At 39.8% G+C, this 26,573-nt stretch carries 22 protein-coding genes and 1 other RNA gene; 15 read left to right on the top strand and 8 right to left on the bottom strand.

Annotated features, from left to right (window positions below):
• Positions 1 to 71: 71 nt before the first annotated feature.
• Positions 72 to 668 (bottom strand): LuxR C-terminal-related transcriptional regulator, encoded by a 597-nt coding sequence (locus A9479_RS02160; RefSeq protein ID WP_064662589.1) that lies wholly within the window; start codon positions 666 to 668, stop codon positions 72 to 74.
• A 374-nt stretch (positions 669 to 1,042) separates the two neighbouring features.
• Here A9479_RS02160 and A9479_RS02155 point away from each other — a divergent pair, with 374 nt between their 5' ends.
• Positions 1,043 to 3,265 carry a TonB-dependent receptor gene (locus A9479_RS02155; RefSeq protein WP_064662588.1) on the top strand — a complete coding sequence of 741 codons (2,223 nt, stop codon included), beginning with the start codon at positions 1,043 to 1,045 and terminating at the stop codon, positions 3,263 to 3,265.
• Positions 3,266 to 3,336: 71 nt separating this feature from the next.
• Here A9479_RS02155 and A9479_RS02150 read toward each other — a convergent pair whose 3' ends face one another.
• Positions 3,337 to 3,702 carry a hypothetical protein gene (locus A9479_RS02150; protein ID WP_013465487.1) on the bottom strand — a complete coding sequence of 122 codons (366 nt, stop codon included), beginning with the start codon at positions 3,700 to 3,702 and terminating at the stop codon, positions 3,337 to 3,339.
• 49 nt (positions 3,703 to 3,751) lie between these two features.
• On the opposite strand from A9479_RS02150, the gene A9479_RS02145 reads away from it, so the two are divergent.
• Together A9479_RS02145 and ggt are read left to right on the top strand one after the other, a co-directional pair.
• On the top strand, positions 3,752 to 4,297 hold the full coding sequence (locus A9479_RS02145) for a GNAT family N-acetyltransferase (RefSeq protein ID WP_064662587.1): 546 nt from the start codon (positions 3,752 to 3,754) through the stop codon (positions 4,295 to 4,297).
• A gap of 111 nt (positions 4,298 to 4,408) precedes the next feature.
• Positions 4,409 to 6,073 (top strand): gamma-glutamyltransferase, encoded by a 1,665-nt coding sequence (ggt, locus tag A9479_RS02140; RefSeq protein WP_064662586.1) that lies wholly within the window; start codon positions 4,409 to 4,411, stop codon positions 6,071 to 6,073.
• Positions 6,074 to 6,150: 77 nt separating this feature from the next.
• Here ggt and A9479_RS02135 read toward each other — a convergent pair whose 3' ends face one another.
• Together A9479_RS02135 and A9479_RS02130 are read right to left on the bottom strand one after the other, a co-directional pair.
• On the bottom strand, positions 6,151 to 7,353 hold the full coding sequence (locus A9479_RS02135; RefSeq protein WP_082918291.1) for an aromatic amino acid transport family protein: 1,203 nt from the start codon (positions 7,351 to 7,353) through the stop codon (positions 6,151 to 6,153).
• 302 nt (positions 7,354 to 7,655) lie between these two features.
• Entirely contained in the window at positions 7,656 to 8,534 is an 879-nt protein-coding gene (locus tag A9479_RS02130) for an OmpA family protein (RefSeq protein WP_064662585.1), read from the bottom strand.
• Between the two features lie 471 nt (positions 8,535 to 9,005).
• Between A9479_RS02130 and rnt the strand changes: the two genes are divergently transcribed.
• Complete coding sequence (gene rnt / locus A9479_RS02125; RefSeq protein ID WP_013465481.1) at positions 9,006 to 9,680, top strand: ribonuclease T; 675 nt, start codon at positions 9,006 to 9,008, stop codon at positions 9,678 to 9,680.
• 64 nt (positions 9,681 to 9,744) lie between these two features.
• Here the strand turns inward: rnt and A9479_RS02120 are convergent, their stop codons facing one another.
• Positions 9,745 to 11,370: a DUF342 domain-containing protein gene (locus tag A9479_RS02120; protein ID WP_064662584.1), complete on the bottom strand. Its 1,626-nt coding sequence runs from the start codon at positions 11,368 to 11,370 to the stop codon at positions 9,745 to 9,747.
• 249 nt (positions 11,371 to 11,619) lie between these two features.
• Between A9479_RS02120 and ssrA the strand changes: the two genes are divergently transcribed.
• From ssrA to A9479_RS02090, 6 genes are all read left to right on the top strand, one after another.
• Positions 11,620 to 11,976, top strand: a transfer-messenger RNA (tmRNA) gene (gene ssrA, locus A9479_RS02115).
• 185 nt (positions 11,977 to 12,161) lie between these two features.
• Positions 12,162 to 13,394 carry an integrase domain-containing protein gene (locus tag A9479_RS02110; protein ID WP_064662583.1) on the top strand — a complete coding sequence of 411 codons (1,233 nt, stop codon included), beginning with the start codon at positions 12,162 to 12,164 and terminating at the stop codon, positions 13,392 to 13,394.
• Positions 13,391 to 13,957: a hypothetical protein gene (locus tag A9479_RS02105; RefSeq protein WP_064662582.1), complete on the top strand. Its 567-nt coding sequence runs from the start codon at positions 13,391 to 13,393 to the stop codon at positions 13,955 to 13,957. Before A9479_RS02110 ends, A9479_RS02105 begins: the two co-directional genes overlap by 4 nt.
• A gap of 88 nt (positions 13,958 to 14,045) precedes the next feature.
• Positions 14,046 to 14,327, top strand: a complete 282-nt coding sequence (locus tag A9479_RS02100; RefSeq protein ID WP_064662581.1) for an AlpA family transcriptional regulator — start codon at positions 14,046 to 14,048, stop codon at positions 14,325 to 14,327.
• Positions 14,320 to 14,820 carry a hypothetical protein gene (locus A9479_RS02095; protein WP_064662580.1) on the top strand — a complete coding sequence of 167 codons (501 nt, stop codon included), beginning with the start codon at positions 14,320 to 14,322 and terminating at the stop codon, positions 14,818 to 14,820. The genes A9479_RS02100 and A9479_RS02095 overlap by 8 nt, the downstream gene beginning before the upstream one ends.
• 337 nt (positions 14,821 to 15,157) lie before the next feature.
• Entirely contained in the window at positions 15,158 to 15,733 is a 576-nt protein-coding gene (locus A9479_RS02090) for an inovirus-type Gp2 protein (RefSeq protein WP_064662579.1), read from the top strand.
• Positions 15,734 to 16,247: 514 nt separating this feature from the next.
• On the opposite strand, the gene A9479_RS02085 is transcribed toward A9479_RS02090, so the two are convergent.
• On the bottom strand, positions 16,248 to 16,889 hold the full coding sequence (locus A9479_RS02085; RefSeq protein ID WP_156520087.1) for an SH3 domain-containing protein: 642 nt from the start codon (positions 16,887 to 16,889) through the stop codon (positions 16,248 to 16,250).
• 512 nt (positions 16,890 to 17,401) lie between these two features.
• Between A9479_RS02085 and A9479_RS02080 the strand changes: the two genes are divergently transcribed.
• Positions 17,402 to 18,160 (top strand): sulfite exporter TauE/SafE family protein, encoded by a 759-nt coding sequence (locus A9479_RS02080; protein WP_064662577.1) that lies wholly within the window; start codon positions 17,402 to 17,404, stop codon positions 18,158 to 18,160.
• Here A9479_RS02080 and A9479_RS02075 read toward each other — a convergent pair.
• Together A9479_RS02075 and mnmC are read right to left on the bottom strand one after the other, a co-directional pair.
• On the bottom strand, positions 18,153 to 18,788 hold the full coding sequence (locus A9479_RS02075) for an NAD(P)-binding oxidoreductase (protein WP_064662576.1): 636 nt from the start codon (positions 18,786 to 18,788) through the stop codon (positions 18,153 to 18,155). The genes A9479_RS02080 and A9479_RS02075 overlap by 8 nt on opposite strands.
• A gap of 291 nt (positions 18,789 to 19,079) precedes the next feature.
• Positions 19,080 to 21,089: a bifunctional tRNA (5-methylaminomethyl-2-thiouridine)(34)-methyltransferase MnmD/FAD-dependent 5-carboxymethylaminomethyl-2-thiouridine(34) oxidoreductase MnmC gene (mnmC, locus tag A9479_RS02070; RefSeq protein ID WP_064662575.1), complete on the bottom strand. Its 2,010-nt coding sequence runs from the start codon at positions 21,087 to 21,089 to the stop codon at positions 19,080 to 19,082.
• Between the two features lie 179 nt (positions 21,090 to 21,268).
• Between mnmC and fabB the strand changes: the two genes are divergently transcribed.
• From fabB to A9479_RS02050, 4 genes are all read left to right on the top strand, one after another.
• Entirely contained in the window at positions 21,269 to 22,480 is a 1,212-nt protein-coding gene (gene fabB / locus A9479_RS02065; protein ID WP_013465470.1) for a beta-ketoacyl-ACP synthase I, read from the top strand.
• A gap of 108 nt (positions 22,481 to 22,588) precedes the next feature.
• On the top strand, positions 22,589 to 23,710 hold the full coding sequence (locus tag A9479_RS02060; protein ID WP_064662574.1) for a 4-phosphoerythronate dehydrogenase: 1,122 nt from the start codon (positions 22,589 to 22,591) through the stop codon (positions 23,708 to 23,710).
• A 45-nt stretch (positions 23,711 to 23,755) separates the two neighbouring features.
• Positions 23,756 to 24,772, top strand: coding sequence for an aspartate-semialdehyde dehydrogenase (locus A9479_RS02055; protein WP_064662573.1), 1,017 nt, complete (start codon positions 23,756 to 23,758; stop codon positions 24,770 to 24,772).
• Positions 24,773 to 25,123: 351 nt separating this feature from the next.
• A partial coding sequence (locus tag A9479_RS02050; RefSeq protein WP_331711876.1) for a FimV/HubP family polar landmark protein occupies positions 25,124 to 26,573 on the top strand: 1,450 nt, incomplete at its 3' end.

Raw genomic sequence — 26,573 nt, 5'->3', positions numbered from 1 at the left:
TGAGTTTTTTAATTATTTATGATGAGATAATATTTACTGCAGTACGCATTAAGTGGTAATTATTTTTTTAGTCATAAACGCGAATTTATATTTTTTAGGTTATCATGGCACCAGCGAATTGCCTGCTGCTTATTTTTGACCGCTATTTTTTTATAAATTTTATGTAAGTGAACTCTTACTGTTGCTTCACTTATAAATAAACTATCAGCAATAGCACTGGAGTGAAGCCCACTAAAAAGTAGGTTGAGTACTTTAATTTCTTTATCGGTTAAATTACTTGTTTGCAAAGCATTCTTTTGTTCTGTATCGAGCATTTGACGCATCCAAATGTCACTAATGGTTCGTGGAAACCACAATTCACCTTGTTTAATTGCTTCTAGCCCCCTAGTAAACAACTCTTCACTAGTATCTTGATAAAAAAGACCTTTTAAATTTGGCCATTCTTTGAGTGAAGCCGCATCGGTATTTTTAGGGATATTAAAAATAACTAACCCTTGGTAATTATTTGTATGAATAAATTGGTTTAAAAGTTCGTAGTTAGTTAGGGAGTTAAGGGCTGAGTAGCATACTAACAATATGTCGTTATTCAATGTAGTAAAAAATAATGGATTATAGTGGTTGTTGTTAAAAAGCATGTTAGCTGATTGTGTGGTCTGTTTTTTTGTCATGCTTTTCACCTAAAAATGGCTTTACTGTAAACTTAAATATAAAGGGTCTTTGGATATTGTCATAATCTCATGTAGCATTAATGTATTTTTCACAATAAATTATGTGTGCGATTTATGCACAACATGACTGCTGGCTAATGTTAAAGTCTTAATTTAAAACCAAAGTTGCGTCATTATTGAGATAATTAGTTCAGACTAAAAACTGAAAATTAATTTTTTTGTATAAACTAAAGTTAAATATACATTTTGTAACTTTTATGTAATACAATACACTCCCAGAGGAAAGATGCATCTAAGCATCTTTTTTTATGCCTACAGTTTATGTTTACACAACATATAACGCATAATTAAATTAATACCCTTTGGAGAAAACCTTGAAATTACGCACCCTCTCACAGTTAAGTTTAGCAGTTATTGCAGCCCTAACAACTTCCGTAAATGCACAAGAAGCTAAAACCACTGCCAAACAAGACGCGTTTGAAAAAATTGAAGTTACAGCACGTAAACGTACCGAGAGCTTGTTCGAATCTCCAACTGCAATTACATCAATAGGCGCTAACCTTATTGATAAAGCCAATATGGGTAACTTAGAAGACATTGGCAAATACGTTCCTAACTTAAACATTACTCGTTATGGTGTTGGTAACGCGGCACATGCTTCAGTATTTATTCGCGGCATTGGTTTACAAGATCACATTATAACAACCGATCCCGGTGTAGGTGTTTACCTAGATGGCGTTTACCTAGGTCGCCAAATGGGGTCTAACTTATCGCTTCCTAATGTTGAGCGAGTTGAAGTTCTGCGTGGACCACAAGGCACGCTTTATGGTCGTAATACATTAGGTGGCGCGGTAAATGTAATAACTAAACAACCTGGTGATGAAGGTATTTTAACGACAACTGCTAAAGTGGGTAGCCGTGGACGTATTGCTGGCGATATTTATTTTAATAATGCACTAACCAATGATTTAAGCATGTCAGCCAGTGCGTCATACAAACAACGTGACGGTGTAGGTACGGCGGTAAATTTAGCTAACCCTGAAAAAGAAATTGGTGAAGAGCAAGAGTTTAGTGGTCGTATCGCGCTTAAATATGAAGCCACCAGTGATTTAGCGTTTACTTTCTCATTAGATGGGGTTGATAATGAATCAGGTCAATCACCTTATACTATTGAACTAACAGATTCATTAGATTCAAATGATGTATTCAATGGCGATTTCCCATTATTAACTGAAGACTTAATTCCTCAAAACCCTGATGATTTAGGCACAACGGTTGCTGGTATTGAGTCAACTTCATATTCTGGTTGGGGCACGTCATTTACAGCTGATTGGGCCATTAATAATACGTATACAGCTAAGTTTATTTCAAGCTACCGTACTTCTGAGTATGAAGGTGGCTTAGATGATGATGCATCACCACTTAACTTATCTGAGTTCCCAGAAGTAGGCGGTGCAGATCAATACTCTTTTGAAGTTCAGCTAAACGCAACGTTTGATAAAATGGACTTTGTATCGGGTCTATACTTCTTTAATGAAGATGGTTTTACTCGCTCAGAAGATTTTGTATTTAGCCCGTTTAATACACTTGATGGCGTGCTAAATGATGGTGTTACTCCGTCATTTGGTGGCTTTGGATTTTTTGAAATCAATCAAGAAACAAATTCATACGCAGCTTACATTAATGGTAGTTACGATTTAACTGATGATTTAACAATAGGCGGTGGCCTTCGTTACTCAGAAGATAAAAAAGATGCGAATGCTATTTTCCCAACCTTCCCTGAGCGAAAGGACATTAGTGCAGACTTTAATGCAGTGACATGGGATATTAATGCTTCATATCAGCTTAGCAATAATATGAATGTGTACGGCCAAGTACAAAAAGGCTATCAAACAGGTGGTTTCCCGCCGCGCCCATTTGGTGGTCCAGATCAGTTTGTATCGTTTGATGAAACCAAAGCAGTTAACTACGAAATTGGTTTAAAAGGCCAAGTACATGAAAATGTGTCTATGATGCTTGCGATGTTTGTTACCGACTACACTGACTTAGCACTACCATTCTCAGATCCAACTGCGGGTGGTGGCTTTGTCACTATCGTTGAGAATGCAGGTCAGTCTAAAGCGCAAGGTATTGAACTTGAAACCACAATTGCAATAACTGATGACTTTACTATTCGCAGTGCGGTAGGTTATTTAGACTCAGAGATTACCGAAGTCGCCGAGGGCGTACAAGGTATTGGTAAAGGTGATTCACCAGCATTGACTCCGCGTTGGACAGTGATGGTTGCGCCTTCTTACTTTGTAGATTTAAGTAATGGTGGCACAGTTGCATTGAATGCAAATTACTCATACCGCAGTGAAATGCAAGGTCAATCAGTTTTCAATAAGAGTGAAACGATTGATTCGCGTGAGCTCGTTGGCTTTAATATTTCTTACACTAACCCATACGGTGATATGGAAGTAACGTTATATGGCGAAAACGTATTAAACGAAGTTTACGATGTAGGACGTCTACAGCAAACTGGCTTTGTTGGCGTTATGCGCAGTAATGATCGTAGTGAGTTTGGTTTAAAATTCAAAAAAGACTTTGAACTATAATCTATATTTTACTTTAAAAGTAAAACAAAAAAGGTAAGCCATGGCTTACCTTTTTTTATGGTTAAAAATAATTAACCTTCTTTATGTTCTTTACGTGCCTGCTCAATTTCTGCGGCAATTTCACGTGCTTTTTGCTTGGTTTTTTCAGTCAGCTCGCCAGCCGCTTCTTTGCTTTTAATCCATGCATCAACAGCTACTTCTTTGCCGTCGTCGTACATGTCTAAGCCCATTTCTTTACTCTCTTCAAGTAGCTCATTTAATGATTCATCATTTTTAAGCTCATTGGTTTTTTCCTTTACTTCATTCCAAGTTTCATCAAGCTTTTCTTTCACTTGAGCGCTTGTTTCTTTTGCATCTTGTTTTACTTCGTTGGCATCTTCACAGCCAGTTAACGTAATTAAAGTGCCTAATAAAGCTAAACCTGCTAACTTCTTCATTGACTATCTCCTTTAGAGAAAATTATATTTCAGAGGTAACTATACAACAATGAAAATGAACATAGCTGTAACAACACGATTAAGTTTTAAATTAATGGACGAACATGATTGGCCGCAATTATACGAGCTCGATCAAGACCCAGCCGTTATGCAGTATTTAACACAAGGTAAACCCACTTCGCTTGAAGAGATAAAAACAGTCAGTATTCCTAGAATGCTTGCTTATCGTAACGAGCAACAAGGGTGGGGGTTATGGCAAGTAACCTTGCGTGAAAGCAATGCCTTTATAGGATGGGTGCTTGTTCGGCCGATGGGCTTTTTTTCAGATACGCCTGATTTTAGTGATATTGAAGTGGGCTGGCGGTTTAAGCAAGCGAGTTGGGGCAAAGGGTATGCTATTGAAGCGGCAGGCGCTATTTGTTCAGAGCTTGAAAAACAACGCCAAGTAAAGGCAATTAGCGCTACAGCACTGACCTCAAATGTTGGCTCAATTAATGTTATGAAAAAACTCGGTATGCAGCTTAAACATTATTATATTCATACAGAGGATGGCTCAAATTTAACAGCCGTACTTTATTCAAAGTCATGTGGATAATCTAATAACAATCCTAAGCTCTTTAAATGTGGCGTATAAATATTGACCTAGTGTTTGTTACTGTGCATTAATGTTTGCCATCAATGTATAAAAATAACCTAAGGATATGGGATGGGATCACTTTTTTCACCACGCAAGCTAATTATTAGCAGTGTTTTAATAATACAAGTAGGCTTTTTTAATGTAGCGGCTAAACAGAGTGCCGTTGCCATGCCCGACACATTTAGTGCCCACGCTGCAAAAGCCGTGTTAGAGCAAGGCGGCAACGCGATTGATGCCGCTATTGCTGCTCAGTTTGTATTAGCCGTTACGCTCCCCGAAGCGGGTAATATTGGTGGCGGTGGGTTTATGCTTATCCATAAAGATGGAAAAGGTGATTTTATAGATTACCGCGAAATCGCGCCCAGTGCCGCGCATCGTGATATGTATTTAGATGAGCAGGGGCAAGTAATTGAAAATAAATCTATTTACGGCATACACGCTAGTGGCGTGCCTGGCAGTGTCGCAGGAATGTGGTTAGCCCATAAAAAGCATGGTACGTTACCGTGGAAAGCGTTAGTGCAACCTGCGGTAACATTAGCAGAGCAGGGCTTTGTTGTGCCTGAAAAGTTGGCTCAGCTGATTGAGGACTATATAGCGCATCTAAATAATAAAAACATTAAAGTAAATTTTGCCAGTTATTTTGCTACAGCTACGGCAGGTGCGCTTTTTAAACAACCAGAGCTAGCTGCCACACTCAAACGCATTCGCGATGACGGTCAAGATGGCTTTTATCAAGGTGAAACTGCCGCAATTATTGCAAAATTTATGCACCAACATGGCGGGATCATTAACCAAGATGACTTAAAACGTTATCGTGCTAAATCGCGGACTCCTATAAAAGCGAACTGGAATGGCTACCAAGTGCTTACTTCACCGCCACCAAGTTCAGGCGGCATTGCTATATTGCAATGGCTGAAAATGTATGAGCTTAAAAAACCAACGCCTGCACAACAACATAATTCAGTAGGGTATGTGCATTTATTGGCTGAAATAGGTAAGCGAGTATTTGCCGATAGAGCAGAGTACTTAGGCGATCCTGATTTTTACCAAGTACCTACAGCAAAACTACTTGCAGAAAACTATCTTAAAAACCGTAGTAGCAGTATAGATTTAAAGGCTATTTCAACCACCGAAAACATTAAACCCGGTTTAAAAGAAAGCGAGCAAACCACTCACTTTTCCATTGTCGATAACATGGGTAACGCTGTAGCTAATACCACCACCATTAATTTAGGCTTTGGTAGTGGTGTGGTGGTAGAAGGCGCAGGCTTTATTTTAAACGATGAAATGGATGACTTTAGCGCTAAACCCGGGGTTATGAATGTATTTGGTGCCATTGGCGGCAAAGCAAATGAAATTCAGCCGCATAAACGTATGCTCAGCTCTATGACCCCCACTATTTTACTCAGTAATAATCAGGTGAAAATGGTAACAGGGTCGCCAGGTGGCACTACTATTATTAGCTCGGTGTATCAATCGATACTCAACGCGATTGAATTTAATATGAGCGCCGATGATGTGGTAAATAGCCCACGTTTTCATCATCAGTTATGGCCAAAAAATGTGATCAGAGCACATGCCGGCTTGGAGCCATCAGTAATACAACAGCTGATAAAAATGGGCTACACAGTGGACGAACGCCACTTTGGTGATATGCATGTGATTATTAATCATAATGGCAAATTAGATGCGGCGTCAGAGCAAAGCGGTAGAGGAAAAGCAATCGTGTTTTAACGTTAGCGTTTGCATGGCAATACCCCCAAACTCTTGTTTGGGGGTATTGCCAATAGAGTATTACTTATTATTGGGTATTAACCTATTGCAGGTATTAGCCCTGCCATTTGCAGGCATTGCGCACTAATAATTGAAATGCCACACAAAGCGGCTATGGCTAAACCAATATTACCGCTTCGTACTTTATAACCGCTTTTTTCAACACCTTGACGCTGTTTATACACCATACTCACCGGCAAAAATACAGCCAATATCACCAATGCAATGGCGGCATAACCTAACGCCATAATAAACCCTTGCGGATAAAATAAAGCAAACCCAAGAGGAGGGATAAAGGTAATAAATGCGGTTTTTATTCTATCTGCGCTCGTATCTGCTTTTTTGAATGTGTCAGCAAAAAAGTCAAACAACCCCAAGCTCACCCCTAAAAATGACGTTGCCAGCGCTAAATCAGCAAAAAGCTTAACCGCTGTAGAAACGCTCGTGTTGTTAGCAATATTTGCCACACTGGCTACAAACCCGCTTAAGCCTTCACTTTCGAGAAGTTGGGCTTGGCTCATTATACCTTGGCTTAATACTTGCCAAAATACATAAATAACCAGTGGTAAAGAGGCGCCTGCAATCATAACTTTGCGTAAGGTTTTTATGTCAAGGCCAACGTATTTAACAATAGAAGGAATAGAGCCATGAAAGCCAAAAGAGGTAAATACCACCGGAATAGCCGAAAGTATCAGCCCTTGCTCAACCGGCATTTCAAGTAAGTGCTGGCCATGCACATAAGGCGTAAGCATATAAAATAAGCTACCCAATACTACTATTTTTATACTAAACAGCACTCTATTAAGCTTATCTACCTTGCTGGTGCCTAAAGTGACAACACCTGCAATCACCACTGCTAAAATAACGGAGCCTAACTGTGGGGCAATACTTAAGTTAAAACCAGTGTTTATACGTTCTTGTAGCTGGGCTCCGCCACCTGCTATGTAGGCCGCGCATAACGCATAAAATAAAAATATCATTGAAAAGTTAGCCACATACTGACCGCGCTTACCTAGCCAAAGCTTAGCCAAGGTATTTAAGGTGGCGTCGCGAGGGGCGTATTGATGTAGTTCCAACATAAGTAAAGCGGTGTAGGTCATAAGTAACCAACAACCGATAATTAATACCATCGCGGTATTAAATCCAAGCCCTGCAGAGGCGATAGGCAGGGCAAGCATACCTGCACCTATGGTGGTTCCTGCAACAATTAACATGCTACCTATTGTTTTATTTTTAAGCACTTAATGATCCTGATCAAACGTGAGAGACACGCAAGATATAACTAGTTGTGTAAAACTTAAATAGTTTTGTCATAAAAGAGACAAAATAAAATGTAATCTTCTATTTACAACTGTATTAAAAAAGCCAAAATCATCAAAAAAAGGAAATTTAACTTATTAATATAAATGAAAAAATAAAAAGCTAAATGTTAATAATTAAAAGGGAGGTTGTTTGCTATGTATAAAATAGGCATCACAAAAATGGTATGTATTGACCGAAAGCGTTATCCATTACACCGTCGGTCGAAAAGGAATACGACAATTTACATTTTAGCGATTTGAATCACTAAGCGGCGGTTTTTATCACGGCCTAAAATATTGTCATTAGTATCTACAAAGCGTTTTTCACCAAAGCCTTCAGTAACCACTTTAGCTTCATCAACGCCTAAGCCAACCATGTAATCTTTAATCTCCTTAGCACGCTTTCTTGATAAATCGAGGTTATTCCAGCGACCGCCATAACTATCGGTGTACGATGCAATACTAATTGATTCTATACTCGGGTCGTTTTTTAAATACTCAGCAATTTTATCAAGGCGTTGCTGAGATGATTTGGTTAATTTACTGCTATTGGATTCGTAGTTCATTATAGTGAACGAAATATCTTCAAAATTATATGGCAGTAATTCGTCGCGACATTGTAAAAACGCCCAATAAGCTTGTTTAAAGTTGATATTAGACATTCCCACGGCAATTTTGTCGGCACTATTTTGCCAATCTTGATAGTAAAAGGTAGGTTGGTTGCCTTTTTCAAGCTCAGTTAGCATTTCCCACGCTGTTTTATTACCTAGTTCACCATCAAACTTTTTAAGTAATTTCATATCAGCAATATCACGGGCAGGGCGACCTGCTCGCCAACTAGGTGGCACCGCTTTTAAACCGGCAATCGCGTAATTTTCTGGGCGTACCACCATGTCTAAATTAAAAGTGAGATCTTTGTTTTTACTTGCAGATGCTTTAAAAATAGCCTCGCCATAGTAGGGAACTTCATGATTTAATTGGCATTGTAAGCGAGTTGTTTTAACCAAGTTCCAGTTTGAATTATCTTGGTTAGCCGTGTACTGGCGCATTGCCGCAGTTGTATTCAAACTATACAGCACACTACTAATGCCTAGGCTAATAAATAACAACTTACACTTCATCGAGAATTCTCCAGTTATCTAGCTCTGCCAAAAAAGTGACAAAAACCGTAAAATATTACGCAACAGCAAATAATTCAGCGCAAACGCTAGGGTCTGTTGACCTTTCAAGGTTAAATTTGCAGCAGCCTGTTTGGTATTTAGGCAAGGCAGAGCCTATGTGGTGTGGTTATTCCCCATAAATAGGCGATAACACAGCATTAATGCCAAACAGGCGCTGCCCTTTGGGTTCTGCCTAGGGGCGATTTACTCTTTGTTGCTCGGTTTTTACTTAGCCCACTAGGTTACAAACCTCGCGCCGCGATTAAACCGCCCCTAGTTTGAACAAATTTTAATCCGAAAAGGTCAACAGACCCTAATTACTAAGCAAGTAACATGCCTATAGTTTAACTGCAATTAATCAATAAATCCCCTAGCCGACAGGCCATCAACTTTGACATAATAGATAGCTAATCCCTATAAACCAAGAATACTATGGCAAATACTGAGCAAACACTTTTCGCACAACGCTTTCGTGGCTTTTTTCCTGTGGTTATTGATGTTGAAACCGCCGGTTTTAACAAAGAAACTGACGCACTACTAGAAATTGCAGCATCCGTCTTAAAAATGGATGACGAAGGACTGCTTAGTATCGATCATACCGTTCATTTTCATGTGCAACCGTTTGAGGGTGCAAACATTGAACAAGCCGCTATTGAGTTTAATGGGATTGAGCCTTTTTCAGCACTGAGAGGGGCAGTCCCTGAAGAAGAGGCGATTAAAGAAATTTGTAAAGTAGTGCGCAAAGCGCAAAAAGCCGCAGGGTGTCAGCGCTCAGTGGTGGTTGCTCATAATGCTGCTTTTGATCATGGCTTTTTAAATGCGGCTATTGAGCGTAATAATATTAAGCGCACACCATTTCATCCGTTTGTTAGTTTTGATACCACATCACTTGCAGGCTTGGCATTAGGGCAAACAGTATTGGCTAAAGCGTGCCGCGCGGCAGGAATAGAGTTTGATAACAAACAAGCACACTCTGCGTTATACGATACAGAACGCACCGCTGAATTATATTGTTTAATTGTTAATCGTTGGCAGCAACTAGGTGGTTGGCCACTTGCTATAGATGAAACACAACAAAACGAAGACGAAGTAAGCAACCAAGATTAGCGTAAACTCAGCTCATATTAATGAGTGTTCACTGTGTGGGCTGAGCCAGTCTTAATATGCGTTATTAAAACGATTGCGTTATTTTACCTTCACTGTGAGTGATTAAATGTGGTGGATAATTACGCGAAAAGCTAATTGATTCTCGTGCAATTTTAAGCTCCACCCCGGGGTGCATAAGCTCATTCACTTTTAAACGACTGAGCGCTAAAAGCTGCGCCATTTTCTTTCTTAGCAACTGCTTTTGCTGACTGATACTGGCGCTTCGGTTTGCTATGTGTTCTTCATTCGTTGTTATTTTATTCAAAAACTGCTGACGCTGTGCGCTTGCAACTTGTTTACTAATTCGCTGGCGCGCTTGCTGTAGTTCAATTGACTTACTAATTAAAACTTTTTCAAAGTCAGTGATTTGCGCTTGTTTTTGTTTTAGCACATACCATCGCTGTGCAATGCAAACACGGGTTTTAGTTCCTGCTGGTGCGCCCAATTCACCTGTTTCAATGCGCATTGCGTCTAGAATATGACCACCAATAATTTTCCCTTTAGGATCTTTTGCGCTGCCAACCCTAATTAAATTTCCAGCACTCAAGTCACAATGTAATGATTGGCGTTCTATTAATAAGTTTTGCTCCGTTTTTATGTCACAGTATTGAGAGTAACCAAGTGCAACGGTTCGTTTAGCAAAAATAGAACAGGTGAATGGCTCATCGGCTTCTCGTTTTCTGCCAATTGCCCCCTTTACTATTGTGATGGCGTTATTACTTTTTAACTGCGCCGATTCAACAAAACCTAAAACAGTAATATCGCCGGTAGCAGTCACGCGCATGCCATCTTTTATATCACCACTGACTATAATACTGCCATCAAATTCAACATGGCCGGTACTTGGGTCAATATTATGAAAACATAAAACATCATCAACACGCATACCACGGGGAAGGGCAACCGGTACACCAGTACAGTCGGCAATTAGTAAGTTGGGGTTATCGGGCGCAATTTTAGTACCGTCAAAAGGTTGTAATTTATGCTCTTTGCCAGGGATTGCAGTTAGCACATCTCCAAACACAGTAAAGCCATCAACTCCCGATGTTGCTGGAATACGCCGCATTAGTTCACACCCAGGTTTTACAGTAATAATATCACCTAGGTTTCTCATATCGACTTTACCACCGCCCTTAGCTTGCGGGCTAAGTACGCGGTCTTGCGCTGTGCAGCAAAGACGCACAAATTTGGCATCGTTACCCACTTTAGCCGCGCGACCAAAAGCGACTTCAGCGCAATGCGTGCTTCCTGAGGATTGTTCAAATTGTTGTGCCAATAACTGTTCTAATGCATGAGAGCTAATACCCTTTACAATCCCTGCCTGAGCTAACACGTCAATAGCTTGTTCCATGTTAAGTAATTTACCGCCCTTAGCAGTAATAAGGGTAGCTTCAACAAGCATATTTTTTTCATCAATGTTAATGGTTAGTTTTGCATCAATGGCTTGAGCAACCACCAAAGAGGGGGCTTCTTCGGCGTTATTTTGAGCAAACAACTTACCAATATTGCTAACAATAATGTCACACTCGCAATATTCTGACTGACTAATTAATTCAATAAGCTGTGTTGCTGTTGAGGCTAAACCTGAGACATTAGGGTGGGAGAGCAAAGAGATATGCCCCGTTTGCTCATCAAAAGAAAAAACCGACATTTATAAATCCTCTAGGTAATATGCCTGTTATTATTTTTTATATTGTATTAGACCAAGGTCTAGCCCTACATTTGAGCATAAAGCATCATACTTGTTAAGTAATTGTTTCTTAATTATCCAATATTTTACATTTAAAAGTGTATTTGATGCAGGATTAACCAACCAATAAAATAAAACGCCTAAGGTGTTGAGTATTGATGGGTTACTCAGTTATACTGCTTGTACGCTCTGAATGAGTAACCTTATTCAGGGGCTGATTAGGATTCGACGGAATTCAAGAAGCCCAAGGTGCATGTCGAGGTGCGGTTTGCCTCGTAAAAAAGCCGCAATTTAAAGTAATCGCAAACGACGATAACTACTCTCTAGCAGCTTAGGCTGGCTAGCGCTCCTTCCATGTATTCTTGTGGACTGGATTTTGGAGTGTCACCCTAACACCTGATCGCGACGGAAACCCTGGCCGGGGTTGAAGCGTTAAAACTAAGCGGCCTCGCCTTTATCTACCGTGTTTGTCCGGGATTTAAAGGTTAATTAAATGACAATACTAAACATGTAGTACCGACGGTCGAGGCTTTTCGGACGGGGGTTCAAATCCCCCCAGCTCCACCAATAAAGGTTTTTAGATACGTTGCTAAGAACCGTAAAAGACCCGCAACGCTAGTTAATTCGAGCCTTGCGGGTTTTTTTATGCCTATAGTTTAACCATTAGTGACCGTTTAAAACTTGTAACAACCGCGATTTGTTGTAACACTAATCGTAACAACTGGAATTTTACATAGGGATCGTTGTTACAAATGGCTATTCACAAACTCACTGCAAACCGAGTTAAATCAGCTGAACCAGATGATAAAGAATATAACCTTACTGACGGTGGCGGCTTAACATTACGAATAAAGCCCAGTGGCGGTAAATTTTGGCTTTATAACTACACAGCGCCAATTACTAAAAAACGTAAAAATATGGGGCTTGGCTCTTACCCTGATATAAGCCTTAAAACTGCTAGAGAACGCCATAAGAAATATAAAGCCCTAGTGCTTGAAAATATCGATCCTATCCACCAGCGCCAGCTAGATGAAAAGCAAGCACATGAAACACACCTACAAACATTTAAAGCAGTTTCTTTAATGTGGTTTGAAAAAAAGAAAACAGAAATAAAACCACAAACAGCACAAGCCGCTTTAAATCTGTTAACTAATCATGCCTTTCCTGCGTTTGGTGATGAACCAATAAGTAAACTAAAAGCCTTTCAGGTAATAGAGCTAGTGCGACCCATAGAGGCAAAGGGCAGTTTAGAGACTGTAAAAAGACTATGCCAGCGCATTAACGAAGTAATGGTGCATGCGGTTAACTGTGGGCTTATAGAAGCCAATCCACTAGCGAATATAAGGCAAGCATTCCAAACGCCTAAAAAAAGCGCTATGCCGTCTATTGAAGTGGATAGATTGCCAGAGCTAATGAGTGCCTTAAATCGTGCCAGTATTAAGCTTACAACGCGTTGTTTAATCGAATGGCAATTACATACCATGACACGCCCTAATGAGGCTGCAACAGCTAAATGGCAAGATATAGACTTAAATACTGGCATGTGGGTTATACCAGCCGAGCAAATGAAAAAGGGTAAAGAGCAACGCATACCCCTTACACCGCAAACACTCGCTTTACTTGAATTAATGAAACCAATAAGCGTGCACCGTGAATATGTATTTCCCGCAGATAGAGACCCACGCAGCCACGCGAACGTGCAAACAGCTAATGCAGCAATAAAGCGTATGGGGTTTAAAGGCGAGCTGGTGGCGCATGGCTTGCGCTCGCTTGCTAGTACAACACTTAACGCACAAGGATTTGACCCTGACGTAATAGAGGCAGCTTTAGCGCATGTTGATACAAACGAAGTAAGGCGAGCATATAACCGTACAGATTACTTTGAGCGTAGAAAAGTGATGATGTGCTGGTGGTCTGAATATATCGAAAATGCGGCTAGTGGGAGTAGCTCCTTGGCAGGGATCAAGGGGTTGAAAGTAATATGAAAACAAATGAGTTAGTTACTTACTCTGAGCTTGAGGGTAATAAAACCGTTAACTATTTAGCTAAAAATATAATGATAGAATTGGGGTTAAAGGATCATCAAAATAACACACTTATACTGAACGGGATAAACCTGCTTGTGATGATTGCAACCTCTAACATTGAGCAGGCAACAGATGGCACTAAATCTGACTTAATGAAAAATGAAATTGCTGAAATATCAAAGCTTGAAAAAAAACTATCAGAAATAAAAAAAATAAGAAATGATTTAAGGTATTACAAAGGTGAAAAAGTACGTGAACAATGGAGTTCTATTGATACCCTTGAAAAGGATTTAACAAATTTTAAGCTAAAACATAGAAAGCTAACATCTAAGGATTATTTCATTATTCGATTGTTTGGTGGTTGGTGCAAAGTTGCTAATAAAGCAGGCTTAAACGATGACAAAAAAACTATGTTTAGAAAAATATTGGTTTGTATATTTGAGGAGTATCACATTTCAGGCTCTAATATTGATGCAGTCAAAAAAGCTATTAAAAAGCTAGAAAGGGAAAATCTTCTTTAATTTTTTAAATTATCTTCCCCGTTAGCTACTTTAAAATCTCATAAATTACCTCTTAGTTTATTAACAACACTCAACAAGAGGTAACAAGATGGTAGATATTCTTAAATTAATTCGCACCAAAGAGCTAATGGAAATTGTTCCTTGGGCTCGAACTAAGCAGCAAGAAAAAATAAAAGCTGGACTAATGCCCCCACCAATATCAACTGGACAACGTGGTGTCGCTTATTATGAAACAGAAATAAACGCAACGCTTGCCGTAACAATAGTAGGCTATAACGATGAGCAAATTAAAAAATTTGTTTCTGAACTTGTAGCAAGACGCAAAGAGTTACTAAAAAAATACACTCACTTGGAGGCAGCTAATGATTAATTTAAATGAACTGCCAACACCAATCACATTGGAATATATGGAAAAGTTAGCGCCAGCAGCTTTTGAGGAGCTAGTTCGAATGGACATTATTCACCGTTCAATCTTGCTCGCATGGCTCAACGGTCAATCTACAAGCCCAATTGGTAGAGGGTATGCCAATGTTGAATTAGATAAGGAAGATGCAAAGCATAGCCACCTTAAAATGAAATGCTTTATTGATTATCAAAGTAAGCGTGAGGTTGGGTTAAAGGTTTCTCACTCTATGACAGAGCTACAACGATTTGAGTTTTTCAATAAACGAGCGGCTCAGCGTGAAAAAGTTAAGCATAAAGTCAAAAAGGAAAGAGAACAAAGGGCAAAAAAGAGCCTTGTTAAAATCCTTAAACAACTGGGTATTGAGCAGGTTAAAACTATTATTGTGACCGAGCATTTAAAGGTTACTGGTGCGGCTAATGAGCCTGTCTTTGATAAAGAAAAACCGGCTAAGGATTAGTTAGACGGCTTTAGATTGGTTATTTTGAGGGCTGGTGGTGAGTAGCTAAACTGCCACCAGCTTTTAGCATTATATAATAAGTAAAGCTCATAATAAAAAAGGCTTTCATGTGAGTTTCCACTAACATTGAAGGGCGTGTGTATCCAGTCTTTTCCCTTAAACCTTTTTTATTGCGGTCTTTAGCGGCAGTGGTTTATAGGTTTGTTTTCATTAAAAATGAAGGTTGTTAGTTACTACTTACTGTATAAGGTCGAGTTAGCAAGCCGTGGAATAATGACACTAGTGAAAACACCCCTTTTATCATTCGGATATTTATATTATCTAATAGGAAGTATTTGTGTCTAATTATCAGTATGTGAGTCACTCACCTGTAATTTGCCATAAACAGAACATTTGGCAAGTTCATACGTCAAAGAGCGGCATTTACACAGCGCAAATGAAGAGTATGTTAGATCAGCTTGAGGCAGTTTTAACACACTATAGCCAAGTTTTAGTTTTACGATTTGATATCGGTATTCCATATCAAACAAATGATAACCGTTTTATTATTGCTGTTATGGAAAGTTTAAGCGGTTTTATAAAGCAAAGGTATAAAATGCCTATCTTTGGCTACCATTGGACGCGGGAGCAAGAAAGAGCGAAAAAGCAGCATTATCATGTGGTAGTTATTCTTGATGCTAACAAAGTATGCTACCCAAGTAAGATAAATGAATTTATTTTAGAAATGGGAAATACATTGGGTGTGCGTCCATGGATACCAAAAAATTGTTTTTATAGATTTAAACGAAATGAGCATGATAAAAAGCAAGGCGCTATATGGCGTATGTCTTACCTTGCTAAAGCCAGAGGGAAGGGCTATAAACCAATACAAACTAAAAACCACGGCTCAAGTAGGGTTAAGCCTAAGCTTTAAGGAATGTATACAATACAAAGCAATTAAACACTTTATATCTAACTTTGTTTGCTGTCAGGTTATCAAACATTGTCAAAAATTGATTTTTAAATGGCTCTATTTATTTTAAGAGCTTAGCGAATGGATTTGTTTTTGCACTGATGAAATCTAAATTATCCTAGTCTTTATACCTGATAAAACCTCAACTGTATGAGCCGTTAATACTTAGTAAAACTTAGTTTGATAAGCCTAACAAAACCTAACAAAACCTTACAAAACCTATCATTTTAGGCTCATAAAAAGACAGTACCAAATATACACTTTACAGCTGTTTTACGGAGAGATATGCACGTGTATTCATTAAGCTCTAAACGAGCTAAAATTCTAAGCCCTGTAAGTTTTATCTGTCATGGCTTTTGGGCTTTATCTTACACGGGTTTTCGGAAGTCAGTTTAGTAGGCTCATAGTGTTGTAATATAGGCTTTATACTCAGCTTAGTTTATAAACCTGACTTTTAAATCAGTAAAGCTTAGGGTTATTGGTATTGTCTTATATTGCATATGAACTTAACCAGATCACTTTTACTCGAACCATTAATAATTTTAGTCCAATTTCTAGGTTTATCCTTAGAGCTGAAAAAGTATTCAGGGTTTGTTTCAGTGTATCCAAGTGATCTATATGTGCTGTCTTTGCAATTAATTTCGGTTTTGGAGTAGCCTATAGACCTTGAACTAACTCGCTTATGTATTGTTACTATTGTTTTTTCTTTTTTACTTACCTTTAGTAGATAGTAGATCGCTTTATCGCTCATTGTTCTTGGAATTAACTCGTTTATGAAGTGATGGTCTGCTGACTCAAGTATTGTTGCACTTGGCTGCTTTCGAGCTAAGTACTTTTCAGAAACCCAATGTTGAATGTTTTTGTCATGGAAATATATTCTTGCCCAACCGTTTTTTAATTCAACTACTTCTACGCCTTGTCTAAAAATTTTTTTACTTACAATATCCCCATTGATCGAGGGAGAGCTGCGTACATTTAATTTTTTTATAGTTACGTAGTTGATACCTAATTCAATTTCTGCTGATAAACAGCTTGTAGAAAAAATAAGGAAGATAGATAAAATAATACGGATTAGCATAGTTATTCCTTTAACCATTAGCAGGCTTTGATAAGTCATTATAAAATTGCTTCTTAAAATACACCAAGATCCATTTTTAATGCAAAGTAAATATAGTAGCATCTATGTTATTAAGTTAGTTCAGCTGCAAAACGCGAATTTGAACCCACACAAAAACAAATTGTAACAACAATGGTAACAACAAGTGGTTTCTTGTAGGTGGGTTTTGTTATTTTTCAGTTGGTTATATGTTTAGTTAAGATTCCCCCAGCTCCACCAATAACGGTTTTTAAATTCGTTTGTTTAAAAACCCTAAAAAACCCGCAACTTGAGCAATCAAGCTGCGGGTTTTTTTATGGCTAAAATGATTGAATTTATTGTGCTTTGATTTATCTTGCGCTGACCGCTGACCGCTGACCGCTGACCGCTGACCGCTGACCGCTGACCGCTGACCGCTGACCGCTGACCGCTGACCGCTGACCGCTGATCCCGAACCCCTTACAACTAATAGACTAGTCGCTTACTTACCTATTTTTTGTATCATGAGCCAATGATTAACTGCGAGCTTTGATATGGATATTTTTACAGCTGAACACATTTCCCCTTTGATCTCGCTGTTACTTATTTTACTGGCGGGGTTTACTTCGTTTGTATCGGCGGCCTTTGGTGCGGGTGGCGGTTTAATGCTGTTGGTGGTAATGGCGTCGGTTATGCCGATGGCAATGGTTGTGCCGGTTCATGGTTTAGTGCAGTTAGGCTCTAATGCCAATCGATTATTGTTAAGTATTGCTCATCTTGATAAGCCGATGTTGTTGTATTTTACTCTGGGTGGGTTAATTGGTGCCGGGTTGTCGAGCCAAGTAGTGAGCGATATTAACCTTGATAGCATGAAGCTGTTTGTGGCTTTATTTGTGATTTATTTACTGTGGGGAACAATCCCTGAATTTAATAAAGACTCACGATTAGGGCGTTTAATAGCGGGTGTAGTTACGGCATTTATTTCTACTTTTGTGGGAGCAAGTGGGCCTCTGGTGGCGAGTTATTTACACATTAATCATTACGATAAGCTTAAATTTACCGCGACATTTTCAAGTATTATGACCTTGCAGCATAGCTTAAAAGCCGTTGTTTATGCGGGGCTGGGTTTTAGCTTTTGGCAATGGTTGCCGTTAACACTGGCGATGATTTTAAGCGGAGCCATTGGCACCTGGTTAGGGATTGGATTACTTAAGCGGCTCTCGGTGGCGCGTTTTAGGGTTATTTTTAAAGTGATTTTAACTCTGCTTGCCATGCAGCTTGCATGGCAAGGGGTGAGTGTAATGCTTACTTAATAGCGGCTTTTATTGGTTTGTCGCCATCAAATAACTCAAAAATACGATTGCTATTAAATGAGTTTGTAGCAACGTGAAGCAATGCGTTGGCTACATTTTCGCGGCTAATTTTAGCCTTTGACTGATCGCTAGGGCGCTCTGTTGTTACTTCCAAAGAGGCACTTTCGTCAGTTAATGTTCCTGGGCGGACAATTGTGTAATTGAGTCCACTGTGAATTAAATGCTCATCAGCCATATGTTTTGCTACAAGATAAGGCTTTAAGTCACTATCTATCGCATCAGGATCGTCTGCACCAATAGAGCTGACCATAATAAAGTGTTTTACACCGTGCTCTTTAGAATAAGTTGCTGCTTTTGTCGCTGCCCACAAATCAATAAGTACGGTTTTATCTGTGCCTGTACTTCCACCTGAACCTGCTGCAAAGATAACTTGGTCGCAGCCATTAATGGCACTTGAAAAGTCACCTTCTAAATCCTGTTCAACAATACTTAAAAATGGGCTCTCTAAATCACGCAGTTTGCTTTTGTCTCTTACAAGTGCAACAACATTTTGCTCATTTTCTAAAAGTAGTTTGGTAGCCATTTTACCAATTTGACCACTTGCGCCAATAATTAAAGTCTTACTCATAATTAATTCCTTCTCAATATAGTGTAAAGATTGTTCGTACAAACAGACCTTGGGGTAGGAAATTATTTTTAAAGAGTAAATGGGATTTAAACGAGCTTATTTAAAAAAAACATATTAGTGAAAAGTTATTACTTAACTGAGTATTAAAATTAGCTATTTTTTAAGGCGTTTTTTAGAACTTTTTACTCGATCATTATACTTACTTCGGTTACAAAGCTACGGTGGTATAAGCCAATACGTACACTGCGTTCTTGGTAATTACGGTAAAGGGCTTTGTAGGTATTATTACCTTTAAATTTTATTGCGAATAAGGTCACGAACAATAAAGCGGCCTGGGTGAATAGCTTGGCTTACGCGTTCGCTTAGTGGGCGAGGTTCATTGTTTAAACTACTAATTATGTGCTCGGCAGATAGCGGTGCACTGCATAATGCTCGCGCGCCAAAGCCGGTAAAAATATGCAGGCCCTGTTGTGGTTTTTTTAATGCTTGGTATTGATAGCGCTTACCCAAACGTAAATTAGCAAATGCATGTGTATAGTCAGTTTGCTCCACCCATTCACCGGCCATAGGTAAATGGTCAATAAAACTACAGCGAACAGCGGCTTTAGCTGAGCTAATTTTGCCTAAGCTGGTGGCAAATTCAGTGTTGTTATAAAAGCTCAGCAGTTGCTCGCGGTTGGTTTGATTATCTTGCTCGGTCACTTCACGACTTTTACTGTTTTTTTCAAAGGTGGCGCCCATACAATGGTGATCTAAATAAGCGGGGGTGAAATACCCCTTATGACACAACACGGTTTTTAGCTTACGTGATTGCGTGCTTGCTTGAACATGTGACACCTGTCCGCGTACGCCAACAATAGGGAGCGTTTTAGTTTGCGCAAATGCATCGCTGTGTTCACCGGCGCAAATAATCACATCGCTAAAAGGGCCAAATGTTTGTTTTTGCGTGGTTAAGTACCAGCCATCGGGTTGTTTGTTAAGTTGCTCAATGTGGCAATTAAATAGGCTCTCAAACTCATTTAATTGCTGTGCGGCATCTAACATAGCACTGACTAACTGGGGGGGATTAACCCAGCCGCCTTGTTCAAAAAACACCCCTGAGTAACCTGTTTTAACCCCAGCAATAGCATCACCCTCATCAGCAGTCACATTTCGCATAAGCTGCTCTGGCCACAGTTGTTTATCAGCGAGATTTTGATGACGCTCTGCCAATGGTTTTTTTACTGCATGTTGCAGCACACCACACCACTGGTGATCAAACAAAAAGCCATTGTTGAGTAATTGATTGTAAAGCCGCTTTGCGTATAAAAAACTATGGGCAAATAGTTCACTGTGTGGCGAATTTTTTGCTTGTAAATGCGGATATATCGCCCCTTGTACATTGTGAGATGCCCCCATGGCCGGTTGTTTATCTTGGCAAAATAAGTGGCTTGGTATACCGCGTTTCGCAAGGCTATAAAGAATACAACTGCTGGCTATACCACCGCCAATAACAGCCACATTGGTAAGGGGAGAGAAGTGATGCTCAAAATAGGCGGGGGCCGATTGTTTTGAATTAGCCTGAGCGAGTGTGCCAACTAGCATCTCTCGTTTTCGGCCAAAGCCTTTAGCTTTTTGCATGCTAAAGCCCGCTTCAATTAAACCACGGCGAACAAAGCCCGCAGCGGTAAACGTGGCTAATGTCGCGTTGCATCTGGAAATATCAACCATGGCGTTAAATACACTTTGCTGCCACATGTCGGGGTTTTTACTCGGTGCAAAACCATCTAAAAACCATGCGTCAACGAGTCCACTTTGTGGGTAGCTCATGCTATTAATACATTCCAGCACATCACCAAAGTAGAGGTCGAGCACCACAAGGCCATTGGCAAATTCAAGGCGATGACAACCGGTTAAATTAATCGGGTAGTGGGAGACGAGTTGGGCGCTTAAATGACTTAAACTAGGCCAAGCTTGCAAGGCTTGTTTTAAATCATTTACGCTAAGTGGATATTTTTCAAAAGAAATAAAATGCAGTCGTTGCACGTTATTAGACTGTTGACTTTGAACTTGTGGGCATTGCAGGTGGTCATAAAACTGCTGCCATGTATTTAAAAAATTAAGCCCTGTACCAAAACCGGTTTCGGCTATAACAAAGTGCTCACGGTCATGATTTTGTAACCGTGACTCTATATTGTTTTGTTGATAAAACACATAATGAGATTCAGCGAGGCCGTCGTCATTAGAAAAATAAACATCATCAAAGTCATTAGCAACCGGTGTCCCTAAATCATTAAAGTGTATGTGGGCGTTTTTTATCATGACCAATTCAATTTTATAGATAATTTTTTAATTATTTTACGTGTTTTCTTTGAAATAGTCTGGCGTTATTTATAAGCTGTAGGTTCAGAGTACAAGTGTACGCTAGAAAGCTGACCACTTAGGTGATTAAATTCGCGTAAAATAGAACACAATTAAGTATTAAGCTAAGGGAATTACCCATGAGAAGAGCCGTAATAACAGGCATCGGTGTTGTATCAAGCATCGGCAATAATAAAGAAGAAGTATTAGAGTCACTAAGAGCGGGTAAAAGCGGTATTGCTTTTAACCAAGAATTTGCTGATTACAAATTGCGCAGCAATGTATCAGGTAAAATTGATATTGATGTTAAAGAGCATGTTGACCGCAAAGCAATGCGCTTTATGGGTGATGCAGCGGCTTATTCTTATATCTCAATGGCACAAGCGATTGAAGATGCGGGCCTTAGCGACGAACAAGTATCAAACGAGCGCACTGGTTTATTAGTGGGTTCTGGCGGCGGTTCATCAAAATGGCAAGTAGAAGCGGCCGATATCCTTCGCGAAAAAGGCGTTAAGCGCGTTGGCCCTTACATGGTGCCACGTACTATGGCGAGCACCACCTCGGCTTGTTTAGCAACGCCATTTAAAATTAAAGGCGTTAACTACTCAATTAGCTCTGCGTGTGCAACCTCTGCGCATTGTATTGGCCATGCCGTTGAGCAGATTCAACTAGGCAAGCAAGACGTTATTTTTGCAGGTGGGGGTGAAGAACTTCACTGGACGCTAGCGATGGAATTTGACGCTATGGGCGCGCTTTCGACTAAATATAACGACACACCTGAAAAAGCATCACGTACATACGATGCTAACCGTGATGGTTTTGTGATTTCAGCCGGTGGCGGTATTGTGGTTGTTGAAGAGCTAGAACACGCACTTGCACGTGGCGCGCACATTTATGCTGAAATTACCGGTTACGGCGCAACCTCAGATGGTTACGATATGGTTGCACCATCAGGTGAGGGCGCAGTACGTTGTATGCGCCAAGCAATGCAAAACGTTGATAGCATTGATTACTTGAATACCCATGGTACGTCAACACCCGTAGGCGATGTGAAAGAGCTGGGCGCTATTCAAGAAGTATTTGGTGGTAACTCGCCAATGATCAGCGCAACTAAAGCAATGACAGGCCATGCACTGGGTGCGGCAGGTGTACACGAAGCCATCTTTTCATTGCTAATGCTTGAGCATGGTTTTGTTGCGCCATCTATCAATATTGATGAGCTTGATGAGCAAGCAGCGGGCTTGAACATTGTAACTGAAGCCAAAGACGTTGAACTAAATACGGTTATGTCTAACAGTTTTGGTTTTGGCGGCACCAATGCCACATTAGTAATGAGCAAATACAAAGGCTAAGTAAACCTTTAACTATTTTAAAGCCGAGCAAAATGCTCGGCTTTTTCGTTTGTGCAAATAGGCGGTTGTTCGTTACAATAGGGTCTCATTTTGCCAAACGGATTCACAATGAAAATTCTTGCCGATCAAAATATGCCTTTAGTTGAGCAATTCTTTAAAGATATGGGTGAGGTTGAACGATTTGATGGCAGGCAATTAACTCCAGAACAACTCATTGATGTTGATGTATTACTCACTCGTTCAGTCACGCAGGTCAATAGTGAATTATTAGCACAGGCTAATAAGCTAAGCTTTGTAGGTACCGCTACGATTGGTGTGGATCATATTGATACCGATTTGCTCAACGCAAAAAATATTGCTTTTACCAGTGCACCAGGCTGCAATGCGATTGCGGTTGCTGAATATGTGATCAGTAGTTTATTTGCATTAAGTCAAGAAAACGCCAGCCCATTAAGCGGGAAAACAATTGGTATTGTGGGTGTGGGTAATATTGGTAGTTGCCTCGCGCACAAGCTAAAAGCACTTAACGTTAATTTACTATTGTGCGACCCAATAAAGTATGAGCAAGGGCTATTACCCGAGCACGTTGAGCTTGATGAGCTATTAACGCAGTCAGATATAGTCACGTTTCATGTGCCGTTAGTAAAAACAGGTACGCATAAAACACTGCATATGCTTGATAAAAAGCGCTTAACTACGCTTAAACCTGGGCTTACTTTAATTAACGCCAGCCGAGGTGATGTGATTGATAATCAAGCATTACTTGAGGTGATGGAAGCCGGCGCTGAGCTCGATTTAGTGTTGGATGTGTGGGAAAACGAACCTAACATTTTAACCGAGTTACTTGAGCATGTTCGCTATGCCAGTGTGCACATTGCCGGACATACTCTTGAGGGTAAAGCTCGGGGTACACAAATGTTGTATCAAAGCTTGTGTGAGCTAAAAGGGGTTAACGCAATAAAATCACTTGATGATTTTTTACCGCCTCCTGCAATTAAAAAAGTCGCCCTAGGAAGTAGTTTTAGCGAAACAGATATAGCCCGTTTAGTGCACTTAGTTTATGACGTACGCCGTGATGATGGCATTTTACTGCGTCACTTGGCCGATGAAGGCTTTGACAGTTTACGAAAAAATTATCCAACCCGACGTGAGTTTAGCACCGTGGTGGTTGAAGGTGATAGCACCGAGCTTGCTGCACTTGCGCAGCTTGGTTTTACTACAGCAAACTAATTTAATTAGCACGGTTGTTTTAATCGTGCTTACAGAGGATGAAATATGTCGCAAAAATATAACGTTGCCGTACTCGGCGCTACAGGCCTTGTAGGTCGTCAAATCATTGAAACTTTGGAAGATCGTAAATTTCCGGTCGATCAGCTGTTTTTATTAGCAAGCAGCCGCAGTGCTGGCGAAGATATAAAGTTTCGTGGTGAGACCATAGAAGTACGTGATGTTGAAGGCTTTGACTTTAGCCAAGCGCATATCGGTTTATTTTCTGCTGGTGGCAGTGTATCTGAAAAATATGCCCCTATTGCCGCAGACGCTGGCTGTATCGTTATTGATAACACATCGCACTTTAGAAATGACTTTGAAGTGCCGCTTATTGTGCCAGAAGTAAATGCATCGAGCTTAGCCGATTTTAGAAATCGTAATATTATTGCCAACCCTAATTGTTCAACCATTCAAATGATGCTTGCGCTTAAGCCTATTTATGATGCATACGGCATTGATCGTATTAACGTTTCAACTTACCAAGCGGTGTCGGGAGCGGGTAAAGAGGCAGTTGATGAACTGGCTAAACAAACTGCAAATTTAATGAATGCACGCCCAATGGAAAACGAAATATTTCCTAAGCAAATTGCGTTTAATGTAATACCGCAAATCGATAGCTTTGAAGATAACGGCTATACGCGCGAAGAAATGAAAATGGTAAACGAAACGCATAAAATTTTAGGCGATACAACCATTGCGGTAAACCCGACTTGTGTTCGCGTCCCTGTATTTTTTGGTCATTCTGAGTCAATTAATATTGAAACGCGTATGCCTTATGATTTTGAGCATGTAAAGCAACTATTGAGTGATGCGCCAGGTGTTGAGCTAATTGATGATGCTGGCGATTACCCAACGGCTGTGTCGGATGCCAGTGGTAATGATACTGTTTATATCGGCCGTTTACGTGCTGATATTTCACACCCACATGGATTAAATATGTGGGTAGTAAGTGATAATACCCGTAAAGGGGCTGCAACTAATAGTGTACAAATAGCAGAAGAACTGATTGCTAATTATATATAATTAGCCTGAAAATAGTGATAATTTCAATAAACGGCAAACCACAGTGGTTTGCCGTTTTTTTATGCTTTAACCGCCATTTTTTTGCCACTTATTAACTGAGAGAGTGTAAACATCTTGATAAACAACATAAAAACATTTTTATCATGATGTTTAAGGTATTTATTTTCAATGCGTTGCGATGGATATTATGGCTTAACTGGTTTATAGTTTGTAACTGGAATAGAGCTTGCAATAAAAATAGATTGTAATAAAAATGTGCGTTGGCCACGTGGCTAACAACGGCAAGAATAATCAATGTTTAAGCGCTAATTTTAAAGCGCTGCGTTAACATTTAAACATTAAAGGATCAGCATGCGCGGTTTCGTTTCACTTATTATATTAGCGTCTGCACTGATGGTAACGACTGTTTACTCTCAAGACAGTACCCAATTAAGAGGGCCTAAAGGCGCAGATTACGGCGCGCAGGGTCGCTCTATTGGGCCAATAAAACCAACCGATACACTTTGGCGTATTGCCGTTAAAGTTCGCCCAGATAACTCAGTCAGCATTTATCAAGTTATGCAGGCCTTGTATAACAAAAACCCCAACTCATTTTTAGAACAAAACTTAAATCACATGCAAAGTGGTTCGTATTTAAAAATACCTACTTTGGCAGAAATTAGACGAGTAAACCCGCAATTAGCTAAGCAACGTTCTGAGCAAGACGATGAACTGTGGGAAAAAAAGAAAAATGGCACACTCACTCAAGCAGAGATCAATTCAGCACAAACACAAGTAACCCAAGCCCGCAAAGCAGACGTTGATGAAGCCAAAAAAGAATTACAACAAGAATTAAAAGCGATTAAAACAGATCAAGGTAATAAATTAGTTGAGCTTCAGCAGCAGTTTAAAAGTTCGGTTAGTAACGTAGAAGAGATTTTAGTTGAAAACAACAACCTTAAAAAACAGCTGACAGGTATTTCAAACGAGTTAGAAAACGTTCGTTTACAACTAGGCCAAGATAGTGAAATTCAACAACAGTTAAAAGAATTAATCGTTAAGCAAAACGAGATCATTGCACAGCAAAAATTAAAAGATGAAGAGCAAGAGAATGAATTTAGCTTTGCTGCATTACTCTCGAATCCTTTGGTACTCATTTTATTAATGACCATTCCAGCGTTGTTGATTATTTTTGCTGTAGTTATGTGGCTGCGTAAGCGTGGTAATAACCAAGAGCCTGAGAGTAACGATGATGAATTTATACCACAAGCGCCTGCTTATACTGACCCTCTAGATGAAATGCCAGAACCCACGCTTGACGAAGCGCCTGCTCCCGATCCACTTGATGATTTAAGTGTGCAGTTAGATGAGAACATGGATGACGTATTACTTGATGATGATGTGGAGTTTAATGATGATCTCGATGATGACAGTTTATTAGATCAAGATGAGTTAGAAAGCTTACTTAATGATGATGTTGTTTTTGAAGATGAAAATACTGAGGGCGATGAACTTGATGTTTTCATGCAACAAGATTTTGATAGCCCTGATGAAGATGACACGGGCGATACAATTAATCTTGACGAATCGGATGATATTTTAAGTGCGGATGATTTAGATAGCCTGTTTGATGAAGAAGATGACGATTCATTACCAGATGAACCCCAAGGTGAATCGAATGATGATATGGCTGCACTCAGTGAAGAGCTCGCCGAAGAGGGCGAAGACTTCGACATTGATGATTTACTCGATGAAAATAATGAGCAGGCAACTGACACATCAGCAGACGATGACGAATTTGATATTGACGATTTACTCGATG

This window comes from Pseudoalteromonas sp. MQS005 (assembly GCF_001661605.1).
Lineage (GTDB): Bacteria > Pseudomonadota > Gammaproteobacteria > Enterobacterales > Alteromonadaceae > Pseudoalteromonas > Pseudoalteromonas tetraodonis.
The sequence above is the reverse complement of the archived record's forward strand: the minus strand, read 5'-3'. Positions and strand labels throughout refer to the sequence as shown.